This window comes from Paenibacillus jamilae, from assembly GCF_050482105.1.
In the GTDB taxonomy this organism is placed as follows: Bacteria; Bacillota; Bacilli; order Paenibacillales; family Paenibacillaceae; genus Paenibacillus; species Paenibacillus jamilae_B.
In genome coordinates, this window is record NZ_JBCNHI010000020.1 from 765889 (window position 1) to 785995 (window position 20107).

Sequence of the window (20107 nt, forward strand, 5' to 3'; positions counted from 1 at the left end):
ATGAGCATAAAAATCGGAGTATTGGATCAAAGCCCTATACACGAGGGTGAAACGGCGGCACAGGCCCTTCGCAACACAATTAAGCTGGCGCAGCGTGTAGAAGAGCTGGGATTCACACGCTTTTGGGTATCAGAGCATCATGATTCCGAGCAGGTTGCAGGCTCATCACCAGAGGTGCTTATTTCCCATCTATTAGCACGTACCGAGCGTATTACCATCGGGTCTGGCGGGGTAATGCTTCAGCATTACAGTCCATATAAAGTGGCTGAGAACTTTAATGTGCTAGCCTCTCTTGCACCGGGACGTGTAGATTTGGGTATCGGACGTGCGCCAGGTGGGTTGCCGAAATCTACACAGGCGTTACAACGCAACGTGCATGATGCGCCTTCTCTTGAAGAGAAAATTGATGAAGTAAGCCGCTATATTCATAATATCCCGCCTGAAGAAGGACCGCTCGCCGGATTACAGGCGAATCCGATTCCAGAAACACCAGCAGATATTTATGTTTTGGGCACTAGCACAGACAGTGCTGGCATTGCCGCGCGTTTGGGGTTGCCCTATGTTTTCTCGCAATTTATTAATAGTAGTGAACAGGTTGCACTGGATTCATTCCGTACGTATCGGGAGTCTTTCGATTACAGTTATGGACGTGAGCCGAAGGCTCTTTTTGCACTATCGGTTATTGTGGCGGATACTTCCAAGGAAGCAGCGGAGTTGGCCGGTGAGCAGAAGCTATACAAGATTCACCTGGCCAGTGGCAAAACGGCTACGGTGGGCGCGCTGGAAAGTGCAGAGGAATTTGGTAAGCAATCGGGTGAAGAATATACAATTGAAGTTACAGAAGCACAAATTAACAAAGGAAATAAAGACGAAATCTATGCTGCGCTGACGGATATACAAGCGAAGTATCAGGCTGATGAACTGATCGTGACGACAGGCATACGGGATATCGAAAAGCGTGTGCGCTCATTCGAGTTGTTGCATGAGGCTTTTGCCGGATTGCCTGTGCAGTTCTAGATACTATTGACATAAGAAAGTTATAGCCAATAATGGATTCACAAAGGAGGAATAGGGATGAGTGGATCAACCGGGACAAAGGAGCAGGTTTTGGAGCAGAAGCTGGTGGAAATTCGCCGTCATCTGCACCGTTATCCCGAGCTGTCTAACGAGGAGGTTGAAACTACTGCCTATATTCGCCGCCTGCTCGAAGAACAGAATATAACGATTCTGGATGTGCCGCTGCGTACCGGATTGGTAGCGGAAATCGGCGGACATCAGGAAGGTCCAACGGTCGCGCTTCGTGCAGACATTGATGCGTTGCCCATTCAGGAGGAGACGGGATTACCTTATGCCTCGGTACATCCCGGCAAGATGCATGCCTGTGGGCATGATTTTCATACGGCATCCCTGTTAGGTGCAGCCGCATTGCTGAAGCAGCGGGAGCAGCAGTTGCAGGGTACAGTCCGATTGGTATTCCAGCCGGCTGAGGAGAAAGCCAAGGGTGCTGCCCAAGTGCTGGCCAGTGGTGCGCTGGCAGGGGTGCAGGCCATCTTCGGCCTGCATAACAAACCAGACCTGCCCGTAGGCACGGTCGGTATCAAAGAAGGACCGCTGATGGCAGCGGCAGACGGATTTTACATCGAGGTGGAGGGTCAGAGCACACATGCGGCGGTTCCGCATGCAGGGATTGACCCCATCGTGGTGTCGTCACATATCATTACGGCGCTGCAATCGATTGTGAGTCGGAGCGTTAATCCGCTCGATAGCGCGGTCATCAGTGTCACGAAGCTGCACAGTGGCAATGCCTGGAACATCATTCCAGACCGCGCTCATTTGGACGGAACCATTCGCACCTTTGACGAGAACGTCCGAGCTCAGGTGGCTGAACGCTTCGAGCAGGTCGTCAAGGGTGTAGCCGATGCTTTTGGCACGAAAGCGACCATTCGCTGGATCGAGGGTCCGCCACCTGTACTGAACGACGGTAAGTTGGCTGTTATCGCGGTGCAGACGGCCGAAGCGGTTGGTCTGGAGGTCGTTCGCCCTATACCTTCCTCGGCAAGCGAGGACTTTGGATTTTATCAGAAGAACGTCCCAGGTGTGTTTGTCTTTATCGGCACTGCGGGAAGCCAGGAATGGCATCATCCTGCCTTTGATCTGGACGAACGCGCACTGCCTGGAACAGCGAAGCTGCTGGCTTCACTGGCTGAAGCGGCTTTGAAATCCATAGAGTAGGAATACAATTCTACTCTATGGATGCTGATCCCCTCTTTATGAAGAGGGGATCTTTTTGTTTGACGGCATATTATTCCAATGATAATATAAAATTGCTATTTTATTCAAAAATGAGAGTGGGTGTAGATGATAGAATAAACGTTGTCATTTTAAATGTGCTCTTACAATAACAGGTATGGAGGTTGAAGAAATGCTGAAGAAAAAAGGAATGCTGATAGCTTCTTTTTCATTGGTAATGGCTGCTTCTTTATGGGTTAGCGGGGCTAATGTCGGTTTGGCAGCCTCGGATTTGGAAAGCACTTCGAATATAGAAACAACGAGTAATAGCTTGGCTGCCGCTGACTTACCTGCCGCTGACTTACCTGCCAAATTTAAGTCTTCGGTAGAATGGGTTTGGAAGAATAGGATGGTCAAAGAAGGCTCAACTAACCGTAAAAACTTGATTTTTGATCAAATTTATGCGGGTAAAGGAACGCTCAATTATGTAGTGCGCTGGCAATCCTCTAAAAATATCACTCTTCAGCAGCGTAAAGATATGGCTTCCATGTTAAGTCGCCAAATAAATAACTGGAATAAGCAGCTAAAAGGATATGACGGCTGGCCGTATGATTATATTACTGTAAAAATAGTAGGCTGGGCTGTTGCAAACCCGTCGCAGATTCTTAACAAACAATCTAATGAAATCGTTTACACAGATACGATTATTGATGACTTAAGTAAAACAGACCCGAATATTCCAGCTAAGCTTCCGGTTGCTCCTAATGCACTGTCGAGATTTGAACATTTTATGGACCCTAACTATACGTATCCGGGCGGACTGGACAAGCGGTTTGATATGTATTTATGGGGAACGTCTAATTTTCAGGGTGGAGCCGGTGGTGACTGGGGACAACGCATGCCTGATGATTATATCCTGAGCACCTTGAATTCGGATGAAGTTCAGATTACAGAGCATGAGATGGGGCATGGATTCGGCTTGCCTGATTTCTATGAAGAGCACGAGCGTCCACCTGGCGGGTTCCCTGTGCCTACGATTATGTGGGCCGGAAATTCTCCTAAGATCACCGAGTGGGATACCTGGATGTTGCGTTATACCTGGAGCCAGGTCAAGAAGGACACCTCTCGTTTTCCTACCCGTTAAGAAATACGTAGAATAGAAATGTATGTATTCAAAGGTTGTCTCCTGCGATTTTTGGTGGGAGACCACCTTTTTTATTTTATAGATAAATAGTTTGACTCGGGTGGGACTGGCTTTGGCTTTGCATCAGTATTGTGTCTTCATTTTCGCAAGAATGAATCACTAAGAATGAACGGATGTACGATAGTATGTATAATGGACATCAGATATGAAAGAAAAGAGGACAGAAAGCGATGAGTCACGACGTGAATGCTCCTTATGATGTACATGTAGCATATGGACCAGTGTTTGAGCTGCTCAGCAGCTTACACACTTTTATTTGTCGTAAAGCGTATAAGAAGACAGATTTACTAGCATCCAGATGGGCGGACCAAGTGCGTGGAACGCTGTCTCCGAGGCTGTCCGCGTTACTGGAGTCCATGGAGATCAATACAGACTGGAAAATTATTTATGGACTTGTCTGTATGCTTTCTGATCAGGGAGGCATTGAAGAGGTCGTGGACCGTTTGGAAAGTCAGACTTTACAGCATTTAAAACAACAGGCATCAGCCTATGGGATTCCGCTGTCTGACGACATGGAGAACCTTCGTAAACTTGCTTTGCAACTGCTATCTGGCTGGAACGAGGAGTATTTTCGTCACGTGGATTCAAGGATTCTCAGCGGCCTGGAACTGGAAGCTGAATGCAGAAAACGGGAGGAGAACGCGTATAGCTCAATGGAGCGAGTGGATCGTATAACTAATGGCTTCCGGTTCGAGCCTTCCGCTGGACTGACGCAGGTGTTGCTGGTACCGCAATATCATTTTCAGCCGATGAATATTATTTATCGCTTTGGTTCACTTCTGTTATGTCATTATTCCGCAGGAGTATATGTTCAGGAGGACGATTTTTTATCACCGCAGGAATACCGAATGATTCGAAGTTTAGGGGAGAAGAGCAGGCTCAAGATATTAAAATATTTGTACCAAAGCCAGTCTCCGCGAACTTTTATTGAGATTGTCCGTCATCTCAAGCTATCCAAGGGAATCACGCATGATCATATATTTAAGCTCCGTGCCGCTGGCTTTATTCATGCACATTTTGATGGCGAAACATTGCTTGGCTACAGTGCACGGCTTACGGCTGTGGATGAGATGCATGGGAGTATCCTTGGTTATATGGAGCGAAGGTAGATCGCAATATTAATTATTGACAAAAATATTTATTTGTGCTATAATTTACAATTAATCCTATTGATATTATAATAAGATTCTCCTGGCCAGGGGAATCTTATTATTGTTTTTATAGGAGGATCAATGTATGAAGCCAAATGAGTCTAGTTTAACTTCCTTAATATCAGCTTTTGGCCGAGCATATCATAGTCAACATGACACACCCAAAATTTTTGATGATTTTATGGCTAAAGATTTAATTTCCCAAAATGAGTTTTCAGATATCAGAGAGAATATGATTAAAGGAATAGCGTTTTTCAATAAAGATATTGCGCAAAGGTTCCAAGATGATCCGGATGAAATTTTAAAATGGATTACACAAGTTCAACTTTCTCCAACGACCTTAGCACGTGCTGCATATTGTGAAAAAGTATTACTTAATGAAGTTAGGTTAGGATTACAGCAGTATGTCATACTAGGGGCCGGGTTAGATACGTTTTGTTTCCGACATCCAGAATTGAAAAATAGCTTAGAAATATTTGAAATGGATCATCCAGCAACACAGGAATCTAAAAAGAAAAGGTTAGCTCATGCAAATTTAAAAATACCGAGCAATCTTCATCTGGTTTCTATGGACTTTGCCCATCCATTTTCGTATTCCAATCTATTGGATGAAGGGTTTGCTAATAAAAAAACATTCTTTAGCTTCCTAGGCGTTTCTTATTATCTAACTAAAGAGGAAATTCCAAGATTAATGAGTCATTTGTTTACCAAGGTCCCGTCGGGGAGTTCGATCGTTTTTGACTATGCAGATGAAAACCTTTTTAAAGAGAAAGGCATGTCTAATCGAGTTGAAAATATGGTGAAAATGGCTTCAGTAAGTGGTGAACCCATGAAATCATGCTTTGCTTATGATGAAATTGAGGGAATGTTAGAAGCTTCAGATTTACTAATTTATGAACATCTATCCCCGGATACAATAAATAGCCTTTTCTTTGGTGAGAGGGCAGATTATTTGTCCGCATTCGAAACGATTCATTATATCCATGCTATAAAAAAATAATATAACAATAAATAAGAGACAGCCTCTCAATCTACTATTAGGGATTGAGAGGTTTTATTTATATTTGCACATGAATTCGGATTGATGCTTATGGGCAGAGCTTTTGTATAAAAAAATGCAGTTCTCCCTTTACAGAACCCCAATAAATTCCTATAATGAGGTTTATCTTATTAATTGCAACTTGTTCTATCGGAATTTAATTATTTAACTCGGGGGGATTATGTTGAAAAAAGGGATTATTTTACTTAGTAGTATATTATTGGCGAGCTCTACCTTGCTGGCGGCTTGCTCCAACGGTGGATCGGATAGCGCTAACAATACGACAGCCCAAAATAATGGTGACTCACAGACAACTGCTACAGCGCAGCCATTAACAAGTCTGGTAAAGGCTTCTGATATGTCCAAATTGCCGGAAGTGTCTCAAAAAAGAAACGACACCATTATTGTCGGGCTGACTGACCCGGCAGGGGTATTTACCCCGTATTTTAACCAAAGCGGCTATGACGGGAATGTCATTTCACAATTATGGACTCCGCTGGTTACGGTGGATGAGAAAGGGCTTCCGCTGCCCAATCTGGCGAAGAGCTGGGATATTTCCAAGGATAATTTAACATATACGTTTCATCTGGTTCCTGATACCAAATTCAGCGACGGCTCACCTTTGACAGCAGAGGATGTCGCTTTTACCTGGACGTTGATCTATGACAAGGCCTATCCTGGCGACAGCCAAATCCGCAAGCTGAACATTAAAGGCGGCAAAGCCTATACGGAAGGCAAAGCAAAGCAAATTGATGGAATTAAAGTCATTGATCCACAGACTATTTCTGTGACATTGGAAAAGCCAAACGCGCTGGCTCTGACTATTCTCGGTGAATATGTATTGTCCAAAGCTTACTACGGCAAGGATTATAAGTTCGGACAGCTGGATTATTTTAAAAATTTGCATGGTAGCCCACTGGGGAATGGGGCATATAAGTTGGAAAAATTCATTCCAGGGCAAGAAGTTCGTCTGGAGGCAAACGATCACTTTTTTAAAGGCAAACCGAAAACGAAACACTTCATTTATAAGACTGCGGAAGGCGATGCTTGGCAGTTCATCGAAACAGGGGATACAGACTTTGCTCAATTTACTGCAACTCAGGAAAATATCGACAAGCTGAAAGGACTTGGCTTTTTGAATATTTTGCCTTATACACCGAGCACCTATGGATATTTGCAAGTCAATCTGGAAAATGAAAAGCTGAAGGATAAAAAGGTTCGTCAAGCGCTGACCTATGGGCTGGATCGTAAAAGCATCTATGTTGACGCAGCTCAGGGAGCAGGGGCGGTCGCCAACATTCCAGCTTCCCCTATATTCTGGTCATACACGACCGATGGGATTAATCCATACAACTACGATCCGGAGCAAGCAAAAAAGCTGCTGGATGAAGCAGGCTGGGCAGAAGGCAGTGACGGCATCCGTGAGAAAAACGGCCAGAAGCTGACCATTCACTTGCTGACTTCCAAACGTCCGGAAACAGACACTTTTATCGCGCTTGCGGCTGAAAACTATAAAGCGATTGGTGTTGACTTGCAACCGGAAATCTTTGCAGACTTTAATGCAATGGTCGCCAAATTGGAAGGTAAAGATTATGATCTCGCCGCCTTCTCGACAGCCATGCTGACAGACCCGTCTGATGGAATTGAGCCATTCGTGAATGGTGAAATCAAAGGATATAACAATCCAAAGCTCAAAGAGCTCTATGAAAAAGGCTTGGCTACGACGAATATAGAAGAACGCAAGAAAATATATAAAGAATTATATGTACTGCTAAATGATGAACTCCCCGTTATTTTTACCAACTATAAAAAGACAGTATATGCTTACAATGGTCGGATGGAACATGTAAAGGTCAGCCCGTTCATTGGCTTGTCTGGTAATCTGTTCGAATGGTCCCTTAAATAAGCCATCTTTGCGGGCCCCTTGTGAAGAACGTCAGGTTCGGATCAAGGGGTCTCCCAAATGGAGGACGCATAATGAACAGCCCGACCATGAATTGAAAGGAGTCTGTCATGAGCTCGTTTTTAACGAAAAGACTGACGTATATGATTATTATTTTGTTGGCCGCTTCGATGATGATTTTTTTCCTGTATGCCATGACACCGGGAGATTTCATTAGCGGTAATTTGAAGCTGTCGCCAGAGCGAAAGGCGGAGCTGAGGGAAATTTACGGGTTGAATAAGCCTATTCTTGAGCGCTACGGAAATTGGCTCGGCAATGCACTGCAAGGTAATTTCGGCTATTCACTCGCTCAACAAAAACCGGTACTGACCTTATTTAATGAATATATCTGGAACTCGTTCTTGTTGGCCATCGTATCGACTTTCCTGACCTGGCTGATTGCGGTCATTATTGGTGTGGTCGCTGCTTACAAGCAGTATTCATGGTTCGATACGTTGGTCATGGTGTTAATTTTTGCCGCGATGTCTGTTCCATCTTTTTTTATCGGGCTATATCTGATCAAAATTGCGGCGGTCGATCTGAAGTGGCTGCCACCGGGCGGTATGCTCAATACAGGTAGTAACGCTACAGGCATGGAGTATGTGAAGGAGGTTCTCCAGCACATGACCTTGCCAGTGATCGTAATGACACTGCTGGGATTGGGTTCGCTGACCCGCTACTTCCGCAGCAATATGATCGACGTGATCCAGCAGGATTATATCCGCACAGCTCGTGCAAAGGGCTTAAAGGAAAGAAAGGTGCTATTTACACACGCATTGCGAAATGCATTGTTGCCTGCCATTACGCTCGTTGGCTTTGAATTGCCTGCGCTGTTTGGCGGGTCTCTGATTATTGAAAAGATTTTTAACTGGCCTGGGATTGGTCAGTTGTACATGCAATCCTTTTCGCTTCGGGATTATCCGCTGCTGATGGGCTTCACGATGCTGATTGCCATATTGAGCGTGATCGGAACGCTGTTATCCGATATTTTGTATCGCATTGCTGACCCGCGTGTGAAAGTGTAAGAAGGAGGCTAAGGAATGTCATCCGTGAGCAGTAATTTGAGCAAGAGCAACGGCAGACTGCGAACAATCGCCAAATCTTCAATGTGGCAGCAAGCGCTTCGGCAGCTGTTTAGAAACAAGCTTGCTATGACGGGACTGCTCGTTGTGGTATTTATGTTTTTGCTCTGTTTTATCGGTCCGTTATTTTCTCCTTATTCCGATAACAAAACGAACATATTAATAATGAACAAGGCGCCGAATATCCATCACTGGCTAGGGACAGACAAGCTGGGACGGGATGTGTTGACACGTGTAATGCAGGCTGGTCAAATATCTCTTACGGTGGGTTTGGCTTCTATGGTGTTGTCTGTCTTTTTGGGAGCCACACTGGGGGTTATATCTGCCTATTTTCGCGGAATTATGGATCAAATCATTATGCGTATTGCCGATTTGCTGCTGACTATACCCAGCTTGCCATTGCTATTTATTATGGGGGCGCTGTTATCTGACTGGAAGGTTCCGCCCGATCAACGGATGTATATCGTTATGCTGATGCTGAGTCTGGTCAACTGGCCGGGAATTGCACGGATGGTGAGAGGTCAGATGCTTAGTTTGCGGGAACGTGAATTTATGCAGGCTGCGACGGTGTTGGGACTTTCGAATCGTCGGAAGCTGTTTAAGCATCTGCTGCCCAATATTTTGCCATTGCTGATCGTTATCGCTACATTGAATATCGGCGGAGCCATCCTGAGTGAATCTGTACTTAGCTTCTTTGGTCTTGGTGTACTGCCTACGACTCCAACTTGGGGCAATATGATTGATGCCGCCAACAATGTGCTGGATTTTCAGCAACGGCCTTGGTTGTGGATACCGCCAGGCCTGTCTATTTTTGCTACAGTCATCGCTATTAATATTTTTGGTGACGGGCTACGGGATATACTCGACCCGAAACATAAGAGGTAGGTGATCACACACCATGGACAATTTACTTTCTATTGAACATTTAAGTACTCATTTTTATACAGAAGAAGGAACGCTCAAAGCGGTAGATGATATCAGCTTTCGCGTGAAGCCGGGGGAGACGGTATGCATTGTCGGTGAATCGGGCTGCGGCAAAAGTATTACCGCCATGTCGATCATGGGCCTGATTCAGAGTCCCGGTGGTAAAGTGGCAGGTGGAAGTATCCGTTTTGAGGAAACCGATCTGCTAGAGCTTAGTAGAAATGAGATGCGCACGATTCGCGGACATGAAATCTCCATGATTTTTCAGGAGCCGATGTCTTCATTAAATCCGGTGATGACCATTGGTGAACAACTGTCTGAGCCACTGATTGAGCACTTAAAGATGGGCCGAAAGCAAGCTCACAAGCGGGCGCTAGAGCTGATTGAACAGGTCGGCATATCCCGACCGGAGCAGATTTTAAAAAGCTACCCCCATGAACTGAGCGGAGGGATGCTGCAGCGAATTATGATTGCTATTGCTGTTTCTTGCGGACCCAAGCTGCTTATTGCGGATGAGCCGACCACGGCACTGGATGTAACAATTCAGGCACAGATTCTCGACATGCTGCGTGAATTTAAAGCCCAATCCAATATGTCGCTCATGCTAATCACTCATGATCTGGGTGTTGTTGCGGAGATGGCCGATTATGTAATCGTGATGTATGCGGGCAAGATCGTCGAGGAAGGCGAAGTGGTGCAGCTATTCAATCACCCCAAGCATCCCTACACACAGGGTTTGCTCAAGTCCAAACCGGTGCTTAATCAGCGCCAAAAAGAGCTGTATTCTATCCCTGGGCAAGTACCTAATCCGCTGGAGTTGACGACTTCCTGTTATTTTCATGACCGCTGCGGGCATTGCATGGACATTTGTCGTGTAAAGGAGCCTACACTAAAAGAAGTTGCAGCTCAGCAGAAAGCATCCTGCTGGTTATATGAGGAGGCGGTTGTTCATGGCTGAGCCATTGCTGGAAATAGAACGCTTAAAAACGTACTTTCCGGTAAAGTCCGGTTTTATGAATCGTACTTCAGGGCATGTGCGGGCAGTTGACGATATTAGCTTTACGATCCGTCAGGGTGAAACCTTCGGCCTGGTGGGAGAATCGGGGAGCGGTAAAAGCACGGTGGGCCGTACGATTGTTAGATTGACGGATAAAACGGAGGGTACCGTAAAATACAAAGGGGTGGATCTTCACAGCTTGTCAGCCAAAGGGATGCAGGAACTTCGTCCCAAAATTCAGCTGATCTTTCAAGACCCGTACAGCTCGCTGAATCCGCGTGTACGGATCGGAGATGCCATTGGTGAAGCGCTGCTTGACCACGGTATAGCTACCAAAGAGGAGGTCCGGCAGATTGTGCTGGACGTGCTCAAGCTGTGCGGATTGTCGGAATATCATATCGACCGTTTCCCCCATGAATTTTCGGGAGGTCAACGTCAGCGGATCGGCATTGCCCGTGCACTGGCGCTTCAACCAGATCTGATCATTGCTGATGAGCCGGTGTCAGCGCTGGATGTGTCCATACAGGCGCAGATTATTAACCTTTTCGCCAAACTGCAGGCCGAGCGGGGGCTAACCTATTTGTTCATCTCCCACGATTTGAGCGTAGTTGAACATCTATGCTCACGTATTGGTGTGATGTACCTAGGCTCTATGGTCGAAACAGCTTCACGTGACGAGCTATTCGGCAATCCGCTACATCCATATACAAAGGCGTTGCTATCAGCTGTGCCTATTCCGGTGCCGAAGCTGAAAAGAGAACGCATTTTGCTAAAGGGAGATATTCCAAGTCCAGTGAATCCACCTTCGGGTTGCAAGTTTCATACTCGCTGCCCCTTTGCAATCGACCGCTGCTCTCAAGAGATTCCACTCTATCGTGAAGCTCATCCAGATCACTGGGTAGCTTGCCATTTGGCTGAATGAACAGAGTTAACTCAGCAAGTTTTGCAGCCGTTGACCCGGTGGAACGTTCATCACAATGAAACGCTTCTGCTATATCAACGGCTTTTTTGCTTTGAGGAATCCGTATCTGTGTTCTTCCGTTCCGTAAGTGTAAGGGGGAGGCTTTATGATGGAATATATTATCATATGTATTGATTCTCCTCAGCTGGTTAGGTAGAATATGGACGGGTTATAAATAATACATAACAAGCGATTACATAATGTGGATATTCAGATTATGTATACCTCAGGAGGAGCTACAAGATGGAAGTGAAACAGAGAGAGGACTCCTTTTGGAGTATGGTCAAAAAAGGAAATAAATCTTCGGGCTCGGCGGCGTTGGGGAATACTGGCATTGCCCTGGTAAAGGGGATTGCTTTTGCCTTGACGGGCAGCGGCTCTATGTTTGCCACGATGATGCATTCCATTGCGGATGCAGTGAATCAAGTGTTTGTATTTGCGGGCAGTGTATTGGCAGAGAAAAAACCTACGAAACGTTTTCCTACCGGCTTCGGACGGGTAATTAATCTTTTTTGTATGGTTGCCGTTATTGTCGTAACCATCATGGCGTATGAAACTGTATTGGAAGGAATTCATTTGCTACAGCATCCGGCCGAATCCGCACAAGGATTTTGGATTAATGTAGTGGTGCTGATTTTGTCATTGGTGGTTGACGGATTTGTATGGAGCAAAGCGATGAAAGAGGTGCTGCATGAATCCAGAGTGGAAGCAAAGGGGCTAAGCATTTTTACCTCTGCCTTTCGTCATGTAGGGCGTGCTGCGCCGCCAACCCGCTTGGTGTTCTATGAGGATTTGGTAGCAACGACAGGTGGGGTACTTGCCCTGCTGGCTGTAGTGGTGACATCGCTGACAGATTTTAAGCTGCTTGACGGGATTTCGAGTATTCTCATCGGCTGTCTGATGGTTGGTGTGGCTTTCCGGGTCGGTTATGACAACATGGTGGGTTTAATTGGTGTATCAGCACCCCCTGATATCGAAGAACGTGTAGCTTCCATTATTCTCGCAGATACACACGTGACCGATATTTCTCAAATGCGTATTTTGCAGGAGGGGCGTTACTATCATGTCGAAGGGGTGATCGAGCTTACTCCAGGCATGACGCTGGCAGATGCTGATGATATTAAATTCAGAGTCGAGGACGCTCTGCTGCGTGATCCTCATATTTCAGATGCCGCATTGGGGATTCTAGAGGATGACGGGATTAGAAACTGGAAACAAGAGAAGCCTAAAGCCTAGAAAAATGGACCCAAGCGAATCTGGACGGAACTTAAAAACGTAAATAAGAACCTTCATGACCACGACAACGTGGCGTGGAGGTTCTTTTATATTTTTCCAAATGTATTCCTACCCCTTTGAATTTAGGCTGATTGTTAGATACAATGAAAGCGTTAACAAAAAGAAGGTGAAACGAATGCTTCTCATGGGGAGGAAATGCGAATGAGTCTTCTGAAGGAGGCTTGGCCTGCTTCGCGGCTCGTCAACGCGCTGGCTGGCAAAGTGCAGGATTCAGCAAGACAACGGTTAAGGAGTAATTGGACCCAAAGACTGCGGGCAACTGTCGATGAACCGGCTTACGCCGAGCTGTGGAAGGACATCAAGCGCATCTGCAATGATGTTCGGGAAGCGCCTTGGCCTGAACTACCATTGTCTCTGTTCCGGAAATTTGCTAATACAGGGGAGCGCAAGCCGTATGAGGATGTATACTTTGAACGGCGCGGACGGCTGGTTGCCATCGTACTAGCAACTGTTGCCGATCCAGAGCCGCGGAATATGGAAAAGGTGGAATCTGGACTGCTGGACCTATGCAGCGAGTACACTTGGGCGCTTCCTGCACATGTCAACGAAGAGGACAGTGTAACACCGCCTTGGCAGCAGGTGGATTTATTCGCGTCCGAAACAGCGCAAATACTGGTTGAAATTGTATTGCTGCTCGGAGAACGACTGGCTGATCACGTAGTCGTTCAGGTACACCAAGAGGTCGAGCGTCGTGTACTGGAACCTGTTTTTTGGCAGCCTCGTCATTTTGATTGGGAAACGGCAGAGCATAACTGGTCGGCAGTATGCGCTTCCGGTTGCGGAATTGCAGCATTGCTGCTGGCAAAAGACGACCTTTCCAGAGCGGTAGCCATCGAGCAAATGCTGGGCGCGCTGGATTACTTTTTGGCAGGCTACAGTGAGGACGGGGGATGCCCTGAAGGCGTAGGTTACTGGGTGTATGGGTTTGGTTATTTTATGTATTTTGCCGATATGCTGCGTGAGTTTACTGAGGGGACTGTGGAAATTGTGAGCTCCGAAAAGGTAAGGCAAATGGCAGCCTTCGCAGAACGTGTCCATCTATCAGACGGTATTTTCTCTAATTATTCAGACAGTAGTGAAACTGAAAGCTTGCCTTCCGGTCTTATCTCTCATGTGAATTTTTTGCGCGGTCGCCCATCTGCACTCCCTTTTCGCGTACCTGGTCTGTTGGAAGATCCGTGTCGCCGCTGGGCTCATGTATTGCGTAACCTGGTCTGGACGAATCCTGAGGCTTATGGATGCAGTGAAGCCGTAGTCGATTATTTGCCACAACTCGGCTGGTTGATGTGCCGCAGCCGCAGTTACAGTCATCGCGAATCTGGGAGGGTGCAGGCTGAATCAGATGACGTACTTGCATTTTCAGCCAAGGCTGGGCATAACAACGAGCCACACAATCATAATGATCTTGGACATTTCATCCTTCATGGCGGTGGCGAAAATGTACTCTGTGATCTGGGAGCAGGCTTGTACACGAAAGCCTACTTTTCACCAGGACGGGAGTCGATTATCAATATTTCCTCCAGCGGTCATTCCGTGCCTATCATCAATGGAAACACGCAGCAATCTGGAGCAAAGGCAAGAGCCGTTGTACTCGATGCTGCTATGGATGAGATGGAGGGAGAACAGACGTTTACAAGGTTTAAGCTCGATTTGACATCTGCTTATCCTGTAGATGAGTTGACTGTTTTCACCCGCTCTTTTGTCTGGAGTGTACTGGAAGGTAACGAGGGAGCAAGGCTGACTGTCACTGATCATTTTGAGTTTGAGACGTCTGGTATGAACGTGAAGCCGTGGGATGTGGAGGAGTTTTTGATCAGCCGTATTCGTCCCAATACAGGACCAGGCTTCGTGGAATGGAAGGGAACGAATACCGTGGTTAGGCTAGATTATGATGCCGGCGTGCTGAGACAGAGGTTGGAGGCTGTAAAGCATATAGATCATGACGGAGCGCCCTTTACGTTTTATAAGACTTCGCTGCAAATGGACTCCAATCGCTGGAACGGCCCAGCAAGTATAGATTGCAATCTATTTTTTACCATACATCAATCTTCATGTTGAATGGGAGGCATACAGAATGAATAAGCTTCATACAGGCAGCGTATACCCTTGGCAGACAGAACTGGAGAGATTTATAGAACAGGTGGAAAGCGCACCAAATCGAGAGAATGATGGATGGACACACGAACGTAAGCTGGCTGTGCTGGAAAAGCTGGTTCGCGCATATGCCTCGTATCAAGATGAAAACGGAGCTATCATTGACCCTCATTCTGAAAGTGAACGGTACTACTCCACTCCATCTTACGCCATGGCTGCGGCGGTGTTAGTCAAAGAAGGCCGGCATGATTTACTTGAGTCTGCTGCTGCGGCCTTGACGCATAGCATAGCCTGTGTAGTGGAGGAAAAAGCGCCGGATCATCATCCGGACTTTTTTCCGATTATGGTAATGGGCGCGTATCGTATCCTTAAAAATCTGCTGCCAGAGCAAGCCACGGCTTGGAAGCAGCAATTGAGTAGGATTCAGCCTGAGCAGACCTACATTTTTACGATGAGCAAAATGAAAAATCCAAACCGGATGATCAACTGGAACGCGATCATGATTTCCGGTGAGTTTTTGCGTGCCACTGAAGGGATTGCAGCCGACTCTGAGTGGATGGAGACGTATATCCGCAACTACCATTTACCTCGTTTTACCGGTTTGGGGCTGTATCAAGATGGTCCGCTGGATCGGCCCAATAGCCCATTCGCCTACGATATTGTCACACGGTTTCATCTGGGCGTGATGCTGGAGAGCGGATATAATGGCGGCTGTGCTCTCGAAGTGCGTGACTACCTTCGCAGAGGTGCACTCAGCTCATTGCTGACTTTATCCCCACATGGGGAAATTCCTCCGCGTGGAAGAAGCGCGCAGCACCAATGGAACGAAGCGGCTGCGGCTTTTGTTTATACAACACATGCTCAGCAGGCGTATACAGCAGGCGAGCATGGGCTTGCAGGTGCATTTCGACGGGCAGCAGATCTATGCTGGCAATCCATTAGCCGATGGCAGACCGATGATGGCAAGCTGCATATCGTTCGCAATCATTACTCGTCTGAGGCACGCCATGGATTTGAGGTGTACTCAAATCATACATGCTACAGTCTGTGGACGGCAGCGCTGCTGGCTCATACCCTCCTATATGGGAAGGAGATCGAGCGTATTCCGCCAACCTCTATCCCGGCAGAGATCGGCAGTCGGGTGCTGGCAACGGATGGCTGGTTTCAGACCGTCATTGCAGCTGTAGACGGGCAGCAAATGCTTGTGCAAACTTCAGTCAACGATCCCTACAATATTCCGGGTATCGTACGTATCCAACGTTCTGCATTGCCGTCTCTGATCGGCCCGTCCTCAGCAGGACACGCAGATCGCGGCTTTACGGGTTTCGCAGAGGGAGATATTTTCCCGCTGAGCTATACACCGGCCTGGCAAACCGAGGACGGAAAGTGGCACAGCTTGTCAGAAGGAATCCCCGGTACATTGGAGTTCGACCGGGATGGAGGGATTGATCCGCAGGATGGCGGAGGAAACGTACAGATGGAGCGAAGCTCAGCGTCTGCTGGAGAAACAAATTTTACGCTGCTGTGGGAAGGTCCATTCCCAGGAGTGAGGGAAATTCGAACACATTATCATCAGGTACCCGGCAAAATTGAAGTGTTATATGAGCTTCAAGGCAACATTCAGAATGTGGGGGCACTGATTCCATTAATGGCGTATGACGGTCGGGAACGAAGTGTGATTCATCATGTGATGGCAGCCGGGAAAGAAACCGAAAGCATTCGAGTCGAATATGCAGGCGCAAGCCTTGAAGTCATCCCCACAACGGAAGGAACAAATGTGGTATGGCCGGAAGAATTGACTGCCGTAGCCTGTCGGAATGGATTACTTAAGGGAGCGCGTTTGGAAAGTGGCGGCAGTCGCATTTCCTTTATTATTCGGTTACCTGAATAATTAGGTTGGCAGCTATAGTTATCTTCAATCATGTGGAAAGGGAGAGGAAAAAGGAATGACAAAATCAGAAGCATGGCTGGAACAATCATGGGAGCTGGCATTGGATAAAACACTTGCCTTGGCGGCAAGACTGGGGGACGCCTTTCCACATGTTGCAGAGGGTGGACGTTATGATAATTGTGAGGAAGCATGGTGGACAGCAGGCTTTTATCCCGGGCTGCTGTGGCTAGCCCATCGGGCACGTCCTGACTGGGAGACCGACAAAATTGCACAACGCTGCGAGGCTCGATTGGAAAAAATACTCTACAATAGTGAAGCTGTAGACCATGATCTTGGCTTTATTTGGCTGCTTAGCGGTGTGGCCGCTCATCGGCTAACTGGAGATGCAGAGTCCAGAAGACGGGGATTGTTGGCTGCTAATCTGCTGGCCGCCCGTTTTAACGTGAATGGCCGCTTTATTCGCGCGTGGAACTTCCACTCGAAGGAAATGGATACACGGGGGGTTGCCATTATAGACAGTATGATGAATTTACCCTTGCTCTATTGGGCCTCGGAGGAAAGTGGAGATCCACGCTTTGCGGCTCTCGCTGTCCAGCACGCAGATACGGTGGCACGTGAGTTCATTCGTTCGGACGACTCCATCGCGCATGTGATTGAGTTCGATCCGGAGATTGGAAAAAAGGTCGCCGAACATGGCGGACAGGGATTTGCTCCCGGTTCCGCCTGGGCACGTGGCACGTCTTGGGCGCTGTACGGTTTTGCGCTGTCATACGGGTACACGCGCGATTCGCGTTATTTAAAGGTGGCCGAGAACACGGCTGACTTTTTCCTGTCCCAGCTGGACGATGCGTGCTTGCCTGTATGGGATTTTAGAGCAGTAGAAGGGCACCGCGAAGCATGGGATTCGTCAGCTGCGGCCATTGCCGCCAGTGGTTTGCTGGAACTGGCAAAGTATTCGACACGTGCGGAGCCATTTACCAAAGCTGCAGAATCCATCCTTAAGGGCTTGCATCACACATGTACGGCGTGGGGCGAAGAACATGAGGGATTGCTGATGAACGGAACCGTACATTATCCTGAGCAAAAACACATCAATGTGCCCATTATCTACGGTGATTATTTCTTTGTCGAAGCGTTGGCAAAGCTGCGTGGTGAAGAAGGTTTGTTTAGTGTTGAACGGCGAAAAGTATAGTGAGTAAGATAGACAGGAACAAGCTCATTCGAGCTGAGCTATTGCTTGTCACATCCACGGAATAAATAGTGAGGCAGCGTGTGTGTAATCTCGTTTACATATACGCTGTTTTTTTGTGCGGAAAAAAGGATTTTATTTAATTCGATGCCAAAGTACTACGTGTAGGTAGATCAGAGACTGTAGCAGCGCTTATTTCGTGCCTAATTAGAGTGAAATCACGGTATATAAGCTCTTAAATCCTATAAAAATGTTCATTTTAATGCATGGAAATAGGTCTTTTCACTTGTTTATGAGTGTTTATTCGTAAATTGACAATTCAGGGAGGTGACCGTATGATATCTCCTTGGGTAAAGGAATAAAATGGATTTTAACAAATGCAAAGGAGTTATACATCATTATGACAGTAACAAGTGATAGGGTAAGAAAGATTTACGGAGGATTTTGGGTGAGAACGGCAGCGTTTGTGATTGATCTGATCATCCTTACTGCCATAATCCTTTCAATAGGGGGAGCAATTTACATCATCCCCGATATTTTGGGTATAAAGGAGACGGTGTTCATACAAGTACTGCTTATGTGGTGGCCGCTAATCTTTTGGCTCATGGTGCCATGGCTGTACTGTGTATTATGGGAGTCGTCGAAGGTAAGAGCAACACCAGGTAAGCTTGTGTTCTCTTTAGTTGTTGTAGATAAGGAAGGAAAGCGTCTTGGATTCTTACATGCCTCAGGGCGCTACTGGATTAAAGCCATTTCTTTTGTGATTTTACGTCTTATTTACATTGTGGTCGCTTTTACTGCGAAAAAACAGGGAGTCCACGATCTTTGTGCCAGCACCTTAGTTGTAAATAAAAAAGAGTTGCTGCGACATGAGCAGCAATCGACCTTGCCTCCAGTAGCTTCTCATATGATGAATTAAGGAAATCGCCGTTGCAGAAGATGGGACTATTATGTAGTATAAGGTGAATGATAATGATTATCATTTTCTATGAAAATACATAGCTTGGAGGATACATTATATGCAACATCTAAAAATATCGCCTCGACTCCCTGTGTTGATGAGTGTAATGCTCATTATAGCCATTGTACTTTCAGCTTGTAGCTCACAAGAAAATGGTGCCCAAACTTCTCTTACAGCTGAACAGGCTGTCAACAGCACCGATCAAAATGAAACGGCATCTACAGCGCCGGCCACCATGGAATATACAGATTTTCAAAAACGTAAAGTCACGATTCCGGTAAATCCGCAGAAGATTGTTTATGTAGGTAGTGATCCGGGGGATTTGCTTGCCTTGGGTGTACGTCCAGCGGGTGCGAGTCTGAGCGTCATTCAGTCACAAATTGTGTACGCAGACCTCACCAAGGATATTACTGATATAGGCTCCCCGGTGAATCTGGAGAAAGTGACGATGCTGAAACCGGACCTTATTCTTTTCGACAATTGGGATGTAAAGACGCTTGATACGTTAGCTAAAATTGCACCTACGGTGGTTCTCAATTCCGAACTGGAAACTTTTGGACGTATGCAGGAGCTAGGTAAACTTCTTGGAAAAACTAAAGAGGCAGACCAGTTTAAAACCTTATATGACGAGAAGGTCAAACAAATGAAGGCCAAGCTGGATGACGACATTAAGCCGGGAAAGACAGCAACAGTGCTGTTAGTTATGGGGGATAATCTGTATGTTATGGGACATCAGGGTATATCCGTGTCGTTGTATGATATGCTCGGTTTTATGCCAGCTCTCAAGGTACAGACAGACCTGATTGATAAAAAAGAGCGTTTTGCCACTATTTCTAACGAGGTGCTTCCTTCATTTATCGGGGATGAACTTTTTATTCTGTCGGATCAGGACAAAGAAACAATTGTGACAACCAGAAATCTAATGAATAGTGAAGTGTGGAAAACAATTCCGGCTGTTCAGAATAAACGGGTATATACGCTCGACAGCTCTTGGAATTTTGATGATGCCATTACGAGAGAGAGATTGCTGGAACAAATTCCAGCTTTGATGAAGCAAAAGTAAACAAGAAACCAGCCAGTACCTGAAAGCATTCGCTGGTTTCTTTGTTTTTTCATTAGGGCAGTGTAACGTCCTTACAAACAAACC

Annotated in this window: 16 protein-coding genes; all 16 read left to right on the forward strand. The window is 46.5% G+C overall.

Features of this window, described 5'->3' with window-relative positions:
- The 16 genes from ABEW32_RS22510 (at position 1) to ABEW32_RS22585 (ending at position 20023) form a co-directional block, all read left to right on the forward strand.
- The gene (locus ABEW32_RS22510) at positions 1–1017 is read left to right on the forward strand and encodes an LLM class flavin-dependent oxidoreductase (protein ID WP_019687083.1); all 1017 of its coding nucleotides are present in this window, start codon (positions 1–3) and stop codon (positions 1015–1017) included.
- A 57-nt stretch (positions 1018–1074) separates the two neighbouring features.
- Positions 1075–2232 carry an amidohydrolase gene (locus ABEW32_RS22515; RefSeq protein ID WP_430191920.1) on the forward strand — a complete coding sequence of 386 codons (1158 nt, stop codon included), beginning with the start codon at positions 1075–1077 and terminating at the stop codon, positions 2230–2232.
- A gap of 190 nt (positions 2233–2422) precedes the next feature.
- Complete coding sequence (locus ABEW32_RS22520) at positions 2423–3373, forward strand: dockerin (RefSeq protein WP_430191922.1); 951 nt, start codon at positions 2423–2425, stop codon at positions 3371–3373.
- Between the two features lie 230 nt (positions 3374–3603).
- The gene (locus ABEW32_RS22525; RefSeq protein ID WP_430191924.1) at positions 3604–4542 is read left to right on the forward strand and encodes an ArsR family transcriptional regulator; all 939 of its coding nucleotides are present in this window, start codon (positions 3604–3606) and stop codon (positions 4540–4542) included.
- Positions 4543–4669: 127 nt separating this feature from the next.
- Positions 4670–5584, forward strand: coding sequence for a class I SAM-dependent methyltransferase (locus ABEW32_RS22530; RefSeq protein ID WP_113050558.1), 915 nt, complete (start codon positions 4670–4672; stop codon positions 5582–5584).
- 220 nt (positions 5585–5804) lie between these two features.
- A complete protein-coding gene (locus tag ABEW32_RS22535) occupies positions 5805–7529 on the forward strand; it encodes an ABC transporter substrate-binding protein (protein WP_430191926.1) in 1725 nt (574 codons plus the stop codon).
- Positions 7530–7636: 107 nt separating this feature from the next.
- On the forward strand, positions 7637–8590 hold the full coding sequence (locus ABEW32_RS22540) for an ABC transporter permease (RefSeq protein ID WP_430191928.1): 954 nt from the start codon (positions 7637–7639) through the stop codon (positions 8588–8590).
- 15 nt (positions 8591–8605) lie between these two features.
- Positions 8606–9532 carry an oligopeptide ABC transporter permease gene (gene opp4C, locus ABEW32_RS22545; protein WP_430191930.1) on the forward strand — a complete coding sequence of 309 codons (927 nt, stop codon included), beginning with the start codon at positions 8606–8608 and terminating at the stop codon, positions 9530–9532.
- A gap of 13 nt (positions 9533–9545) precedes the next feature.
- Positions 9546–10529, forward strand: coding sequence for an ABC transporter ATP-binding protein (locus ABEW32_RS22550; protein ID WP_430191932.1), 984 nt, complete (start codon positions 9546–9548; stop codon positions 10527–10529).
- A complete protein-coding gene (locus tag ABEW32_RS22555) occupies positions 10522–11490 on the forward strand; it encodes an ABC transporter ATP-binding protein (protein ID WP_430191934.1) in 969 nt (322 codons plus the stop codon). Before ABEW32_RS22550 ends, ABEW32_RS22555 begins: the two co-directional genes overlap by 8 nt.
- Positions 11491–11772: 282 nt before the next feature.
- The gene (locus ABEW32_RS22560; RefSeq protein WP_430191936.1) at positions 11773–12765 is read left to right on the forward strand and encodes a cation diffusion facilitator family transporter; all 993 of its coding nucleotides are present in this window, start codon (positions 11773–11775) and stop codon (positions 12763–12765) included.
- Positions 12766–12966: 201 nt separating this feature from the next.
- Complete coding sequence (locus ABEW32_RS22565) at positions 12967–14883, forward strand: heparinase II/III family protein (RefSeq protein ID WP_430191938.1); 1917 nt, start codon at positions 12967–12969, stop codon at positions 14881–14883.
- A gap of 16 nt (positions 14884–14899) precedes the next feature.
- On the forward strand, positions 14900–16810 hold the full coding sequence (locus tag ABEW32_RS22570; RefSeq protein ID WP_430191940.1) for a glycosyl hydrolase: 1911 nt from the start codon (positions 14900–14902) through the stop codon (positions 16808–16810).
- Between the two features lie 55 nt (positions 16811–16865).
- Positions 16866–18002, forward strand: a complete 1137-nt coding sequence (locus ABEW32_RS22575; RefSeq protein WP_430191942.1) for a glycoside hydrolase family 88 protein — start codon at positions 16866–16868, stop codon at positions 18000–18002.
- A gap of 397 nt (positions 18003–18399) precedes the next feature.
- Entirely contained in the window at positions 18400–18918 is a 519-nt protein-coding gene (locus tag ABEW32_RS22580) for an RDD family protein (RefSeq protein WP_430191944.1), read from the forward strand.
- A 100-nt stretch (positions 18919–19018) separates the two neighbouring features.
- Complete coding sequence (locus tag ABEW32_RS22585) at positions 19019–20023, forward strand: ABC transporter substrate-binding protein (RefSeq protein WP_430191945.1); 1005 nt, start codon at positions 19019–19021, stop codon at positions 20021–20023.
- Positions 20024–20107: the final 84 nt, after the last annotated feature.